Below are 14,901 nucleotides of genomic sequence, written 5' to 3'. Positions count from 1 at the left end.
GGCTCCGCATAAATAACTGTTCATGAAGAATATTAAATAAAAACAGATTCCGTAAACATTCCAATTCACATACCATAAACAGACTCATTGCTGTTCTCATAGCCACTTATTCTAAGCTTTTATTTTTTCTCTAAGAGAGAAACAGTTAAAGAAGGTGTTTATTTGGATATTCTACCATAAAGTGTGTTTTCATTTCTTCCTCTTCTATCTGTTCCTCTTCATCGAGCTCAAAATCTTCATCACATTCAGGAAGACCAAAAATATCTGGATTAATGAAATAACAATATTTTTTTGTCCCCTTCGCTAGAATTTTATTCTTTTCTAATTCTTTGATACCTTCTTTAAAACTTTCAAAATTAAGATATTCTGGTTCTTGAATTGAAAGATCGAAAATCAAAAATTCATTGAGAGTATCCTCATCTAATTTTACCTGATCAAACCATAAATCCACATCATCTTCATCTGACATTTTCCCTACTTGCCACAACATCAGAAAAAATGCTTTCATACCATTAAATGATAGCCCAAAAATCATACGCCGGCTATCGGACGCTCCTGAAAACATAATTTGCGGAAGATCTTCAAATCCGAAGTTTGAAGGAGGAAGTTTAAATGATTTTCCAATATCTTCAGGTTTTTTCAAAATAAAGGGATTTCTTTCATATAATACTGTAAAATCATATTGGGCCATTTTCATTTCTCCGTAAAAAGTTAATTTGTTGTAATAAATTAATAATTTCAAATGGTTGTCATTACAATCTCTTATAATGCCTCCCATATTCTCCTTTTAAAAATTGTCTGATTTAAGTTATTCGTTGCTTTTGAAACTAAAAAATCTTCTAAAATAAAACTCTTGAGATCTCTTTCATCTCTCATGGATGTGAGATTGTAGACTGTCGACAATAAAACAGTAGAAATATGGTATCAGCAAATGAGAATTCAAAAATTAAATCCATATGAATGACCAATATTTCTATAAACTATTGGTTTTCTGTTATTGATCATCAATTTTTCTAAACAGGGTTGCGTCAAGGACCTCAAATGCTTCAGTGTCCAGTATCTTGCTTCACGAAGATACTTACCTCGCGCTCTCAAAAGCATTTATTTCATAATGAAGACAAAGCATTTTTATCTTTAAAAATTGCTTTTATGCCGCAGAAACTTAAAAAATAACGCGATTTTAAAAATATCTAAACAAGTAAAATACAAATTCTGAAAATTGAAGAGGAAATGTTCGAGCTTTTCCCAACAATCGCTTTCACAAAACTTTTATCTTTACCGTTTTTGGGCTGCCAAAATATCTTGTACTGTTTGAACCAATTGCTCTTCATCAATCATCACTTGCGCAGGACGGCTTTCACGCCATGTTTGATTGTCCTTAATTTCGTGGGACAAACGCGCCCCTTCAATCAAATCTTTAATCTGGATTTTTCCGCTCTCACGTTCTTGTGATCCTTGAATCACCACACAAGGCGCTTGACGTCGATCCGCATATTTCATTTGTGCTTTAACCCCCGATGCTCCCAAATAGAGTTCAGCACGAATTCCCGCACCACGCAACTGCATCACCATCTTTTGATAACCAGCAACCGCCTCTGGCTCTTTGTCCATCATCAGGACCACAACCGGCCCTTTCATCTCCTTCATAGGCAATTTTCCAAGATTTTGCAAAGCAGCGATCAAGCGTGAGACCCCAATTGAAAAACCTGTTGCCGGAATATTTTCCCCACGAAAGCGGGCCACCAATCCATCATAGCGCCCACCACCACCTACAGCGCCAAAGACAACCTTTTGCCCATCATCATTAAGTACATCAAACAGCAATGTAGCCTCAAAAACAGGCCCTGTATAATAATCCAGTCCCCGCACCACCGATGGATCAATCTTGACACGATTCTGAGTGCCATTTGCGGCAAAAATTGCTTGCATTTCCTCAAGCTCACGAATCCCCGCACACCCTTGAACATGATCACCAACCACTCCTTTAAGAGCCTCAAGCGTTTCTTCTGCTGTTTCAGCTCCAGCAGCAGTTAAGGCAAGAATACAATCAATCTCTTTATCCTTAAGCTCCGCCCCTTTTGTAAAGTCACCACTTTCATCCAAACGCCCCCGCCCTAACAGCAAGCGCACACCTTCAGGACCAAATTTATCTAATTTATCAATTGCTCTTAAGACAGTTAAGCGCTTTTCAGCCTGCTCATTTCCCCCCAAACCAATTTTCTCTAAAACGCAATCCAAAATTTTTCGGTTATTAAGACGAATAGCATATTCATGATGCTGAAACCCTAGTTTTTCCAAACTGTCTGCTGCCATCATACAAATTTCGGCATCTGCTGCTACCGTTGGTGTTCCAACAATATCCGCATCAAACTGCATAAATTGCCGAAACCGCCCTGGTCCGGGTTTTTCATTGCGGAACACAAAGCCAAGACGATAACTACGATAAGGTTTTGGCAAAACTTCAAAATTCTCTGCAAAATAACGAGCAAGAGGCGCAGTAAGATCATAGCGCAAAGACATCCATTGCTCATCATCATCTTGTAGCGAAAAAACGCCCGCATTTGGACGGTCTGAATCCGGTAAAAACTTCCCCAATACATCTGTATATTCAAAAATCGGTGTTTCCAGTGCTTCAAAACCATAAAGTTCATAAACTTCACGAATTTGTGCAATCATTGTTTCAGTTGCATACAATTGTGCACTTGTACGATCCACAAAACCACGGGGTAAACGGGCTTTGGTTTTTTCTTGTTTTGATGACATGTTTTTCTCTAACAACAATATGTATTTACAGATACCGTGTGTCTATCTTATAGAAACAAACGCTGCAATAACTTTATCAACTAAGAATTTGTAACAACATGCATAAGCTTTTGCTTTTAAAAGATGCAAGCCTTTACCCTTAAGACAATCTTCTGAAAATATTTGCACTTTCAATATGAGCATACCCCCCATCAACATGAAAGGCCTGCTTAACATTCAATGAAAAAGACATCCGTGCTTTTTAAAAGAAACCACAAAGCAACTGTTAATTCTGGATAAGCTAGAAGCACCGTCCTAAAAAGCCCTCTCTCAGAGCTTTTCAAATTTATCACAGATGCAAAAATCCTCAAGACATAAGTGTGCTTTGAGCTTGCTCTGCAAAATGATTGATAACATTTTTTAAATCAACAATATTTCGACCAGCATCTGTAATAGAGCGTGACACAGAGGGAATAACATTCTGCCATAGATTTTGTGGAAATTGATGTACCAGTTGTGCCATTTTTCCACCTTGAGCACCAATACCAGGAACGAGAAACAGACTATTTTTTAACTGCTCGATTGTGTCCTTCGATTCAGATCCTAATGTCGCTCCTATAACCGCACCTATGGGACCAATATTATGATGAATAACCGGAGACTGAATATTATAATCACAAATGCACTGTGCAAGATGAAGAGAAAGTGCCTGATCACCGATAAGCGCATTTCGTATTTGTTTCCCCTCGGGATTAGAAGACTGAACAACCACAAAAACCCCTGCTCCTGTTTCTTCTGCAACTTTTATCAGAGGAATAAGAGCTTCAAACCCCAAAAAAGGATTAACTGTTATGGCATCAGCTTTAAACGCACTGCTTGGACCCAGCCAAGCTTTACCATAAGCTTCAGCAGTAGAGCCAATATCCCCTCTTTTTGCATCTGCCAGAACCAATAAGCTTTGTTCGTGTGCATTTTCAATGAGTTCCTTAAGCGCTTGAAGACCTTCCACACCATATAATTCAAAAAATGCGACTTGCGGCTTTATGATACCCACTTTGCCAATAACTGCCGTTAAGAGAATATCACAAAAATCTTTTAGACCTTTATAATCAAAGCTTAGCTTCCACGATTGTAAAACTTTATGACTAGGATCAAAGCCAATACAAAGTGGTCCATAGATTTCACGATTTTTAAAAAAAGTTGAACGAAACATTTTATATCCTAACACGGCTGTCTTTAAACTTTTTGATACAATCAAAAAGAAAAGCATTTGTCAAAAGAATACAATACTGAAAACACAAAGAAAGAGCTCTCTATACAAAGTGTGCTTTTATTTATGAAAGAATATAAATAAAAAAAGCGTTCATATTATTTTGTCGAATGACCTCATAAAGCCCAATAGCGTGCCTTGTCGTTTTCACACCCCTTTTTTATAATCAACAAAAACTCTCGATGAACGTGCTTTAAACATAAGTTTTTAAAGAAAATGCCCCACCATGATGATCTCGATCTTAACTTTAGATCTCTCTCCTATCCCTTTTTAGCGACTATTTATCCCTTTTGGAACATAATTGCTAAAGATGCATTTTATCTCCAGCATATTCAAGGAGATAAACACATGGAAACTCGCATTCCAGGAGACACATCATTCGATACACATTTTCTAGGAGAAACCTCATTAGAAGAACAGTATCCACTCTTTTATACCCCCATTTCATGGTCCGCAATCTTTGCCGGACTAGTGACAGCACTCGCCACCTCAATTTGCCTCTCTTTTCTAGTTGCAGCGTTAGGCTTAAGTCAAATGGATTTCACCTCTTCAACCCCATTTGAAGGCTCTTTCTTGTCTTTTGGCATTGGCTCTCTTATCATTACACTGATTAGCCTAGCCTTGGGAGGCTTTGTAGCTGGACGTTTTGCAGAATCGTCAGGGCCCCTTCACGGCTTTCTCACTTGGGCTTTGTTAACACTTCTCATGACCATCCAAGCCATTCACGTGGTTTCAAGTACAACAAAAATAGGTGCTAAAACTGCCCTAGAAAACAGCTCCATGGTTCAACAAACCGTAGACAGCTTCAAAACAAATATTTCCCCTCTTCTTTCAAAATTCAACGGCGAAGACTTTGAAAAGTTTTTAACAACAAAAACAGATAATGCTGTTGATTTTGATAAACTACGCAGTGAATTGCACACACTGCTCAACAAAAGTAACATTCCTGCTCTTAATCCTGAGCGCTTAAAGCAGTCCTATCAGGCAGCTCTCAATGATATTGGTTCTGCGATAACAGCTTTTAAGAAGGACCCTTCTCACTATCGCACATATCTGAAAGATCTCAGTGACCGCCTTTCTGATCGTATAGAAGCCATCACGACAAAATTTGATCGAAGTGATATCATCAATGCCCTTATGAACAATGGTATGTCCCGTGCGGACGCACAAACAACTGCTAACAATGCGCTTCATATCTATCAAATAGCAGAGGAACAAACCGAACACGCCATCAAATCTCTCGAAGAACAGGCTGAAGAACTCTCTAAAAAGCTTGATAAATCGATAAAAGATGCCCGTCATACTGCGAATAAAGCTGTTACAAAAGCATCACATATGGGATGGTGGGTTTTTTTAGGAAGCCTGATTGGTGCCATTATTTCCAGTGTGTTTGGCTATTATGGTTACAGAAGCCGTAGAGACTCTTTCAAGTTTTAAAAACTTTTTCTTGATAAAGTATAAAGCCAATAAAAAGCTGTACAATCCGTGCAGCTTTTTTGCAAAATTTCCTGATTGCCCTTTTGTATCATTGTCTCTCATATCAGATAACTTCGCCAGCCCATAATCCTTCAATACTCCCCTTTCAAAAAACATAAGGAATTGCTCATCGCTGCAAATAGGCATTGTGCTTATTTTGAAGAGAGCTCTGAAAACTTCCTTTCTCAACTGATCGTCAAGAAAAACTAGACAAAGCACGGGATATCCCATAAATACGCAGAAGAAAATTGTACCTTTAGCATCTTGGGGGGAGCGTTGTGACAAAGAAGAAATCCATGATTTTCGCCCAAATGGGACTTTTCCTTGTTTTGGGCTTTAGCAGCTTTGCCGATGAAACAGCACAAGTTACATTTGCTCTCCACTTAGCAGAAAGCACAGCATCTATTTCAATGCTGCTGTTTGCAGGGCTTATCGGGGCAATTTGTGCCGGACCAATTGCACCACGCCTCTTGCATCGCTTCCAACCAGCGCGAACAGTACCCATTGTTTTATTGTTTGAAGCACTCTTTATAGCCACAGCTGCAATCGCCAACCAATTTTGGATTTATATTGCACTTTCTTTCGCACTAGGTTGTGCTGGTTCAATCTTTTGGTCCGCAATCCTCGTTTCCGTCCCAGAATTTGCAAACAATGATCAGCAACTAGACCGTATAAACCGTATTATCCAAACAGTTCGTAATCTTGGCTATATTGCCGGACCACTGCTAGGGGGGGTGTTGTATGGTCTATCGAACGGGCAAAGAGGATTGTTTGCGCTGTCAATCATGGTTCTTTTTGCCACCTTTATCACTCTCTTCTGTTTTAAAAGTTTAAAAATTCATACACAAACGACAAACACAACGCAAAAAAGCAAAAAAGGGCTAGATTTAACGGGTCTCTTGCGTAAAAAAAATGTTGTCTATGCTCTTTCTCCCCTCATCATTACCATCATCCTCACCTCTGCTCTCAACGTCTTATCGATTGTCCGCATTCGTACCGATCTCAACTTAAGCGCTGAAACCTATGGGATAATCACAAGCATGGTAAGTCTTGGCCTCGTGGTTGGTCCACTCTGTTTCTCCAGCCTTTTTCATCGCTTTGGCAATGCCGCTGGTGCATCACTGGCTGCGGCAATCATTGGATTTGCAATTTTCTGCTTTTCCCTCACACAGCTCATATGGCTGATGATGCTGTCATTTTTCATCCTTGGGAGTGCAAACGGCGTACAAAATGCTCTAATGGCAAGTTTTATGATGAAAGCCATTCAAAAAGAAAAGCGAAACAGTCAAATGCCCGCTTATCTCTTCATCATACAAACATCCGTATGCCTTGGCTTTATAGGAGCCGGTTTTGTCCATGTTCATCATACCCAAAGCACACTGTTTATCATTGGCATCACCACAATGATCGCAGGCATATTAGGTTTTATCTTGAACAGTGCCGTGCAAAAAAAGGAACAGAGAGAATTTGAGAATGGTTAGTGGACTCGGCTGTTTGTCCAGCAAGCAAACAATGTCCCAAAAATGGCATGACAATCACCACCCGATCAAATCGTTGTATCTCCCATGCAACCCCATACCAACCCAATAGGACTTTGATAAACCACTCTTTAATGTAGAGCAACTAACAACCCTCCCCAAAACTTGATATTTTAAAGCAAAAAAACAATAACATCATGCAACAAGACCCTATAGGACTAAACTTTTATAATGGAACAGGCGGCTATGTGTGGCAACTGGCAGACTATATGTTACATAATTATTATGAGAGCTCCCACACACTTGAATTACAAAAACCAACACCACCGATAGCCATCAATTCTTTCGCTGTCTACCCACGTGAACTCAATCCTTTATCACGCGTTCAATGGGCAAAGGACGTACAGATAACAAGAAATAAACCAGCTTTAATTGGAAAACGCCAAATTCAATCGATCACGGCTGTTTCTACAAAAGGAGCGGCATTTGGCGGATTCGACTTTCCCACATTTGAAGCACTTCGTGAAGGCTGCCTTGTCCAATCACTGAGGGAAATACAATTCAATGGTACTCTTCTTGCCTCTGGAAGTCTTTTGATATCACTTTTACGACACGGTCTCATCAAAACAGATCAAAAAGCATTTTCAGAAAATGATGCAACCGCTCTTTTACGAGAGCCAACATGTATTATCATAAATTCTTCTCTTGACACTCTTGCCATTAATCAACTCAATGGGCGTACAATCCGGCTTCATGAAAAAACAAAACATCTCTTGAAGCAAGCCACCACACCAATACGTATTCAATATCCGCTAGAGGATTCAATAAAGTTTTTTGTAAAAGCAGGAATGCTGCGATTGATAAAATTATAAGGATAAAAAGATGCAGCTGATAAGACCTGGCATGGGAACAGAAAAGAGTGCTCAACTTATCCATGCGCTTATTCAAATGGCAAGACCGCGCACAATCATTGAAATCGGTGCTGGTGATAGTACGCGCTTTATCGCAAAAGCACTTCAAAAAGCGAAATTATCATGGCAACAAGATAAAAAACTTTTAGAATCCTCCACCTGGGAAGAGCGCACAGCTTTGCTTGACCCTTCAGGAATTCCTGAGAATTACGAACCGCGACTGATTACAATTGATGATTTTACAGCCGAAGGTCAATCAGCAGAAGAAGTATGGCAAGAACTTCTTAAAGATAGCGTTAAAAAAGACACTGTAACATTTATCAATGAGAATTTTTTCTCTCTTGATGAAAGCACACTTAAATCTTGGGCGCCTATAGATTTTGCTTGGATTGATGCTGGTACTCCCGCAGATGATGTACGATTTGTTATAACCCTTTGGGAACAAATCACTCCTGGTGGTTATCTTTGTTTGCATGAACCAACAATGACAACAACAATTGCTCTCAACGGCGAACAACGGGTTCGACGCGTTAGAACTCCCATATGGGAAGAAATCCTCTATCGGCTTGATGGCTCCTATGAAGCTTTAACACTCCCTGAAAACCACAAATATCGCCAAAGTGGTCTTGGTATCATCCGTAAACGCACCCCTGCCGAACAAATTGTACGCGCACAATCGCTACAAGCAGAATTAAGAGAAATCAATGAATTGCCCATTCGAAATGATCTTTTGCCCATGGGAAAAGAAGCACTTCACAAACGCGATACCCGCAATTCACTGATCTCTGCCATGACCTCACCGACACTGCGCGCTGTTTATGCCGCCATTATCCTTGGTGCGAAAAATCTTTCCGAAGTCCTCAAACATGTCGATTCAGATGCGAAAAACATTCACAAATCCATCAATCGCCTTTTGAACCTCGGACTTATTCACAACACAACAGAAGGATTTCAAGCCGAAGAAACAGTGTGGAAAATGCTAGAAAATAAACATGGGCGGAATAGGGAAAATTTAAGCGACCGCCATTTAGAAACAGAAGAGATGCTATCAAAAATTGGTGAAGCCTTTCAGAAGGAAAAAATCTATAGCGAAACTGAAGTCTCAAAGATATGCAACCTCTTTACAGTAGACTTTGCCCGATTACGACGCACTCTTGTTGAGAGAGGTTTTTTACAACGCCATGGAGGAAAATATCAACGCATGCGCTAAAAGAGAATTGAAAAATGATTAGCGAACGCTATCGTTTTTCTTCTCTATTTCAAGAGAATGAATAACCTTCCACTAAAAAAATATAATTTCATTAAAAGGTTACAAAATCATTCATCCCATTCATATGTTGACAATCTATGGAGGAGTTCGTACATCCTCTTCATAAAGGATACAATGGAAAAGCAAGGATGCGGGATGTCAATTGGTTATCCAAAAGGATTGGGAATAGTCAAAATCATCAGGAGAAGGTATAGGATCAAGGTCTCAATGATCTTACGATTGTTGTGCGAACATCAGAGCACAGTGCTGTTGCTCAATCCAAATCATGCTCGGTATTTCTAAAAACATCGTAGAAAAAACAAAAAACAATATTCTTGCAGTGGACTGGCTGGTGAATCAAGAAGGATACTATTTCAACGAAATGTGCACAGCAGAAACAGGGCTGACAAAACTTCCTCAAGAGATACAACAAAATGTATTTGATCATTTAACAGCACTTCTATGGAAATTCCATGGACAAAAATAAAATAACTTTTTTCATCTATAGCGCAGTTTTTCTTTCTGAATTTTCCTTTTTCTTTGTACTCCCTTTACTTGGAAACTCTTCTCTCATAACTGCTGCCAATGTCGCTTTTTATCTCGCTGGATCAGTAATCCTTGAAAGCATTCTCATGGTAACCACAACGGGTTTATTAGAAAGATTTTCGCGTAAACTCTTAATGGCTACCGCCTTTATTTTAAGGAGTAGCGCTTTTGTGTGCATTATCCTATCGCTCACACCTTCTGCATGGTTGATCTTTTTTACCTTAATGGCTTTTTCGAAAGCAATTTCAAAGCCATTTTTGAGAGAAATTTTATCAGAACATCTCAAGAGAAGTGCTCTTAAGCGCGCATTAACTCTCTATTCTTTTTTTCAAAATGCTGCTGTCGTTATCGCCCCTCTTGTTGCAACAAGTGCCATAAAATACAACGCATCGACCTTCTTAATGGTTTTTTTTGCACTCATTGGTTTGTATCTTTGTGTTCTATCCATTCAAATTGTTTATCACTACCCCCATAAAACATTATCTCTTGAAAAGAATAAAAAAATAAAGAATCCTTTTCTTTCTTCTTTAAAAACAATAATACATAATCGTTCTATTGCTTATTTGCTGGTCACGGCTTTGCTTTGTGCATTCCTCATGGGAATTTTCATCACCACCACAACACTTCTCAATAAATTTGACAGAAATCTCGCCCCTTATAGTGGAATTTTCTTTTCAATTGTTGGCATCAGTATTTGTATCTGGCAAGGAATAATCAATAAACATCTCAGCCTTTCTGATAAATCAACTTTCTACCTATTATGGCTTATGGGAAGTTTCGCTGCATTTTTCCTCATGGGTGGCGTCTTTACCGCTGTGACTGCATTAATTGCCTACAGTGTCTATGAATCTGTCATGGTTCCAGAAATATACTATCAAGCAGGGAAAACAACTACATCCCTCTCTGCCAGTGTTCTTTTTAGTTATATTCTTGTTATTTCAAATATTGGCCAAGCTGCCGGCTCATGGACAAGTGGATGGATCATCAGCCATTTCAACAATCACATCGCTTTCACCTTTTGCATGATTGTTGGTATCTCCGCCTTTGCTTCTTGCCTTTGCCTCATGCAAACTAAAAAAAATAAGGAACTTCAATGTCACATATAATTTTTGCTACTGGGGGCACAACAAGGGTGCCCAAAACACTTCGCCATAAATGGCTCAATTATGAGTTTGTAACACACTCTGCGGCAAAGAAGCTCGAAACTGTCTTTAAAGATTGCTCTGTAAACGCCGTTGCAAATTGTCTCACAGCTGGAGGATTATGGGGGGGATTTTTATTTGCACATGAAATTTGTAGACTGCTCAAAGTAACATATTATCCATTTGCCTCTATGGTTGATCTTGAGACTTTGAGTTCAGCTATCGAAGAATTTTCTATCGATACCATCATATGCCTGCCAAGTTTTGCGGATAAACTTATTACAATATCTCGGAAGCAAAAATTAAAAACTCTAAAAAACCTATTCTATCTTGGGGAAGCCTTTCAAGCTGAATCTGTGTCGAAAATAAAAGACATAATCCCTGAATTAGATATTAAACCTCTTAGCTTTACCACAAAAGAAACTGGTCCAATAGGATTCCAGTGTTCCAAGATTGCCAATGTTTTTTAGATAAACAGTAATGTTTACATCTTATAGGACACATTCAAGCGAAAACACATCCTGAAAATGATGCCTAAAAACAATGAATGAAGAGTATCCTTTTTTATCCTGATGATGCTTCATTACTTGAGCACATCACAGGTGAGAGTGTTCATATTGCATAGGATCAATCATATAACTGTGGAACACCACGAACATACCTTACACCTGAAAGGAAGAACACCAACCTTTTATAATATTATGGGCGCTTTAACTTCTATTCACGATTTAACAAATGTCTTGAATCTTCAAGGTTGTACTCTTTCGGCGAAAGACCATGCAACGCATTATCGTGAAAAAATTTGAACACGGGTGGATAGAGTTTTATTGTTCATTAATTCACCTGCACACCCTTAAAAGAAGCGCTCTTTTATCATCGCTCTCATCCTCTTATTTGATAAAAGAGAGTATCAATAAAGCGCAATTTTTCCATATTTGCTTTATGCGGAAATCTCAATTTATTCGCTCCTCAAGCTCTGAAAAAATACCCCCCCAAATAAAATCCTTTTTTCAAACTTCGCAATATCCTATAGTACCTGATAGTGATTTAGTGGAAATTAAATAAGCTAAGATTGCAACTTCCCACAAGCGCTCTTGCGCTTGATTGTTATTGCCCCCATACGCGCTTTTTCATTTTTTTCAACGTCCATCAACAACAGTTGTCCTTGTCATAATCGCATTTTGAAGGGAATAAACAAACGATTTTTGCGGTTTTTTTCCCCAAATAATTCCCATGAAGAGAAGATAGAGATGCATTTTGTACTGGTGGAAGCCTCAACCTTTGACTTGGCTAGACTTATAGAGGCAGCAGAAACGCTCGCACTTCACTTACACCTCCTCACCCACAATAAAGATCTCGATTTTTATGAACTGGATTATATTAAAAGCGTGCATCTCAGTGTTATTGAACGCGATACATTTCATCATGCGGAAATGATAACCTATTACAAAAATTTAAAAAACTGTAGTGGCATTCTCAATCTTACAGACACGTGAGCGACAAGTGTCAACGAAATCTCCGCCCAGTTGGGATATAAAACCCAAAATGCCTATGCGATAAATATCTGTAGAGACAAAGCTTGTTTAAGAAAAATCCTCTGTGAAAAAGGTCTCACAAAAGGACAAGTAACTGTTATTGAACGTGAGGCTTTCCAAGCCACACACGAGCTCTCCTATCCTGTCATTCTAAAAGCCCCACAGAGAACAGACTCAAAAAACGTATAGTTTGCAGAAAATAAAACGGAATTTACCGCAATCATGGAATTTATAAAAAACCATACTTCCCTCAAAAAAAATCTCATTGAAACCTTCTTTACAGACACACTCTACAGTGCTAAAACCATTAGCTATCGAGGGAAAAAAAAGCTTCTCGCCCTCTCAAGCATGGTCATGTCAGACATGCCTGACTTTAAGAAACTTGTAACAGCTTTCCCTTAGACAAGAACATTGCACAATTACAGGGAATAGAAGAGGGGATTAAAAATATCCTAGCAGCTGTTTCCTATCATGGGGGCTTTGCACATACGGAATTTATCATCACTGAAGGGAACTTCTTTAAAGTTGTTGAATAAATCCACGCTTAAGAAGCGTGCAAATTAGTGAAGCACTCTGCCAAACTTTTAACATCAATATCTACAAAGGATTTTTAGAATGTGCACTAGGAAGAAAACCTGAATTATTTCAAATAAGAACTGATCTCCAAACCTTTATCGGTCAAGTACTTGTCTATGCAAAACAACAGGTAAATTTCAGCAAATGCGCTTGCAACATGCAAGGAGCAAGCAAACTATTCTCTACTCATGCACCTTACAGGGAAAAACTCTGAATTTGAGAGACCAATCTGCATGCGCTGACATTTTATTGACCACAGGAACAAGTTCAGAAACGGCTCTGTTAAATGCACTTTCTTAAGCAAAAAAAGTAAATCTTGTGGTGGCAAAATAAAATGGTGCGTAAATTCTTCACTTTCAAGGCAAGCATAAAACTCATCCTCATAACAACTTTACTCAGCAATATTGGGATATTTATGGTTGTCCCTTTTTTGGCGATTTACTTAAATAAACTTAACTCTCTCAGTACAACAGAAGTTGGAATCATCATCGGAGTAGCTTTTTTGTGCAAAAAGGCAGGCTCTCTCTTAGGAGGGGTGCTCTCCGATTATGTCCATGTAAAAAAACAATGCTTTTAGGTCTAGCAACACGAATCCCTGGCTATCTCATCATTGGTTTTACGCATAATTTTTATATCCTCCTCCTCTCTTGCGCCTTCATTGGTTTAGGAAGCAATCTATACACTCCTGCTGCGAAATCTTTTTTAGTAAGAAATGTTTCGAGAACTGAAAAAGTGGATGCCTTAGCAACAAGATCAGTCTTTGTTAATATAGGGGTTTCTATCGGCCCCTTGTTTGGAATGTTGATTTTTAAAATGCTCCCCTCCTTATTATTTAGTTTCGTTGGATTGATCTTTTTTTTATTATTTCTTCTGAACTGCACCTTAAAAGAAAGCTCTAATACTAACAAATTGGACAAAATAAATTTTTCTGATTTTAGAACGTTGCTCACCAACAAGACCATGCTTGGCGTTTCGCTTTTTATATTCTTGTTTACCTTTTTTTATATCCAACTCGAAAGCACCATACCTGTGTTCAGTGATCAGGTTTTTGGAGGAAGTGCTACTTCTTTTATTTTTGTCTTGAATGCTCTCATCGTGATCTTTTTCCAAATGTCTGTTTCCAAATGGGCATGTAAAGAAAACTCCAAAACGCCCAAAGTATTATCCTTTGTTTTGTTTGGAATCTCATTCCTCCTCCTCCACGCTCTTGAGCATTCTTATTTTTACCTCTTCTTCGCGATCATCCTCTTTTCCTTTGCTGAAATCGTGATCTACATACGCCTCGATTATGAGGCCACAAATATAGATGAACGCTTAATCGCTAGCACATTTGGAATCATGAGCTTGTCCAGTGCTTTCGGAGGCATGGCAGAAAGTTATCTTGGCTCCCTCTTCTACAACCAAGAATTTTTTGGATTATCGGTTTGGCAGATCTTGAGTATTGCCTCTCTGAGTACCGCCCTCCTCTCTCTCCTCACACTCAAAAATTCAGCAAAAAGGTAAGTTGATGAAAAAGCATATTATCCTCTTCACCCCCCATCATGCCATGATTGATTGCACATCACTCAACGATATCGAGATGACAATTTCGGACAAGCCCACCCCCCCCTCTCCACTTATATGAAGCAAGACTCTCTCTTTCTTTTTGCTTATCATAATATATCTTTTACGAAAAAAGATCATCAGCGCCATCCATAGCAAGAATAAACAGCCATAATCATCATAACATTGACGTTCTCATAACTTTGCCCCCAAAAGCTCTTCCACAAGCATCAGAATTGTCCAGACTTTAAAGGCTTAAAGCATTATCATGGAAAAACAATGGAACGAATACAAAAATAAATACGCAATGCATTTATTCCTTTCTGATCATGCAGAGTATTTTCTCAAATTTTCAAACATGCAGAGTGAGTTGACGGCGAATAGACTCCTCGATAAACTCATTAAGATCAACTTAACCGATGGTTTTATTTTGG

12 protein-coding genes are annotated in these 14,901 nt (G+C 38.8%); 9 read left to right on the top strand and 3 right to left on the bottom strand.

Annotation, left to right across the window (positions count from 1 at the left end; genetic code table 11):
- Positions 1-145 precede the first annotated feature (145 nt).
- The 3 genes from ACFIKO_RS06425 to pyrF all read right to left on the bottom strand — a co-directional run bounded on the left by ACFIKO_RS06425 (position 146) and on the right by pyrF (position 3,955).
- Positions 146-778 carry a replication protein gene (locus ACFIKO_RS06425; protein WP_375673547.1) on the bottom strand — a complete coding sequence of 211 codons (633 nt, stop codon included), beginning with the start codon at positions 776-778 and terminating at the stop codon, positions 146-148.
- Positions 779-1,275: 497 nt separating this feature from the next.
- Positions 1,276-2,763, bottom strand: a complete 1,488-nt coding sequence (gene hisS / locus ACFIKO_RS06420; protein WP_375673546.1) for a histidine--tRNA ligase — start codon at positions 2,761-2,763, stop codon at positions 1,276-1,278.
- A gap of 346 nt (positions 2,764-3,109) precedes the next feature.
- Complete coding sequence (pyrF, locus tag ACFIKO_RS06415; RefSeq protein ID WP_375673545.1) at positions 3,110-3,955, bottom strand: orotidine-5'-phosphate decarboxylase; 846 nt, start codon at positions 3,953-3,955, stop codon at positions 3,110-3,112.
- Positions 3,956-4,360: 405 nt separating this feature from the next.
- Here pyrF and ACFIKO_RS06410 point away from each other — a divergent pair, with 405 nt between their 5' ends.
- The 9 genes from ACFIKO_RS06410 to ACFIKO_RS06370 all read left to right on the top strand — a co-directional run bounded on the left by ACFIKO_RS06410 (position 4,361) and on the right by ACFIKO_RS06370 (position 14,428).
- The gene (locus tag ACFIKO_RS06410; RefSeq protein WP_375673544.1) at positions 4,361-5,449 is read left to right on the top strand and encodes a DUF3792 domain-containing protein; all 1,089 of its coding nucleotides are present in this window, start codon (positions 4,361-4,363) and stop codon (positions 5,447-5,449) included.
- Between the two features lie 317 nt (positions 5,450-5,766).
- Positions 5,767-6,969 carry an MFS transporter gene (locus ACFIKO_RS06405; RefSeq protein WP_375673543.1) on the top strand — a complete coding sequence of 401 codons (1,203 nt, stop codon included), beginning with the start codon at positions 5,767-5,769 and terminating at the stop codon, positions 6,967-6,969.
- Between the two features lie 194 nt (positions 6,970-7,163).
- The gene (locus tag ACFIKO_RS06400; RefSeq protein ID WP_375620145.1) at positions 7,164-7,838 is read left to right on the top strand and encodes a hypothetical protein; all 675 of its coding nucleotides are present in this window, start codon (positions 7,164-7,166) and stop codon (positions 7,836-7,838) included.
- A gap of 10 nt (positions 7,839-7,848) precedes the next feature.
- The gene (locus tag ACFIKO_RS06395; protein ID WP_375673542.1) at positions 7,849-9,087 is read left to right on the top strand and encodes a DUF2087 domain-containing protein; all 1,239 of its coding nucleotides are present in this window, start codon (positions 7,849-7,851) and stop codon (positions 9,085-9,087) included.
- Between the two features lie 512 nt (positions 9,088-9,599).
- Positions 9,600-10,778 (top strand): MFS transporter, encoded by a 1,179-nt coding sequence (locus tag ACFIKO_RS06390; RefSeq protein ID WP_375620143.1) that lies wholly within the window; start codon positions 9,600-9,602, stop codon positions 10,776-10,778.
- Positions 10,766-11,284 carry a hypothetical protein gene (locus ACFIKO_RS06385; protein ID WP_375620142.1) on the top strand — a complete coding sequence of 173 codons (519 nt, stop codon included), beginning with the start codon at positions 10,766-10,768 and terminating at the stop codon, positions 11,282-11,284. Before ACFIKO_RS06390 ends, ACFIKO_RS06385 begins: the two co-directional genes overlap by 13 nt.
- A 171-nt stretch (positions 11,285-11,455) precedes the next feature.
- A complete protein-coding gene (locus tag ACFIKO_RS06380; RefSeq protein WP_375673541.1) occupies positions 11,456-11,620 on the top strand; it encodes a hypothetical protein in 165 nt (54 codons plus the stop codon).
- A 444-nt stretch (positions 11,621-12,064) separates the two neighbouring features.
- Positions 12,065-12,310 (top strand): hypothetical protein, encoded by a 246-nt coding sequence (locus ACFIKO_RS06375; RefSeq protein ID WP_375620141.1) that lies wholly within the window; start codon positions 12,065-12,067, stop codon positions 12,308-12,310.
- A gap of 1,182 nt (positions 12,311-13,492) precedes the next feature.
- Positions 13,493-14,428 (top strand): MFS transporter, encoded by a 936-nt coding sequence (locus ACFIKO_RS06370; protein WP_375673540.1) that lies wholly within the window; start codon positions 13,493-13,495, stop codon positions 14,426-14,428.
- Positions 14,429-14,901: the final 473 nt, after the last annotated feature.

Source organism: Bartonella sp. TS82HLJMH (assembly GCF_042193495.1).
Classification (GTDB): domain Bacteria; phylum Pseudomonadota; class Alphaproteobacteria; order Rhizobiales; family Rhizobiaceae; genus Bartonella; species Bartonella grahamii.
The sequence above is the reverse complement of the archived record's forward strand: the minus strand, read 5'-3'. Positions and strand labels throughout refer to the sequence as shown.

Coding starts and splice junctions, on each gene's coding strand:
- ACFIKO_RS06425 (WP_375673547.1), bottom strand. CDS start 778: ATGGGAGGCATTATAAGAGATTGTAATGACAACCATTTGAAATTATTA.
- hisS (WP_375673546.1), bottom strand. CDS start 2,763: ATGTCATCAAAACAAGAAAAAACCAAAGCCCGTTTACCCCGTGGTTTT.
- pyrF (WP_375673545.1), bottom strand. CDS start 3,955: ATGTTTCGTTCAACTTTTTTTAAAAATCGTGAAATCTATGGACCACTT.
- ACFIKO_RS06410 (WP_375673544.1), top strand. CDS start 4,361: ATGGAAACTCGCATTCCAGGAGACACATCATTCGATACACATTTTCTA.
- ACFIKO_RS06400 (WP_375620145.1), top strand. CDS start 7,164: ATGCAACAAGACCCTATAGGACTAAACTTTTATAATGGAACAGGCGGC.
- ACFIKO_RS06395 (WP_375673542.1), top strand. CDS start 7,849: ATGCAGCTGATAAGACCTGGCATGGGAACAGAAAAGAGTGCTCAACTT.
- ACFIKO_RS06390 (WP_375620143.1), top strand. CDS start 9,600: ATGGACAAAAATAAAATAACTTTTTTCATCTATAGCGCAGTTTTTCTT.
- ACFIKO_RS06385 (WP_375620142.1), top strand. CDS start 10,766: ATGTCACATATAATTTTTGCTACTGGGGGCACAACAAGGGTGCCCAAA.
- ACFIKO_RS06375 (WP_375620141.1), top strand. CDS start 12,065: ATGCATTTTGTACTGGTGGAAGCCTCAACCTTTGACTTGGCTAGACTT.
- ACFIKO_RS06370 (WP_375673540.1), top strand. CDS start 13,493: ATGCTTTTAGGTCTAGCAACACGAATCCCTGGCTATCTCATCATTGGT.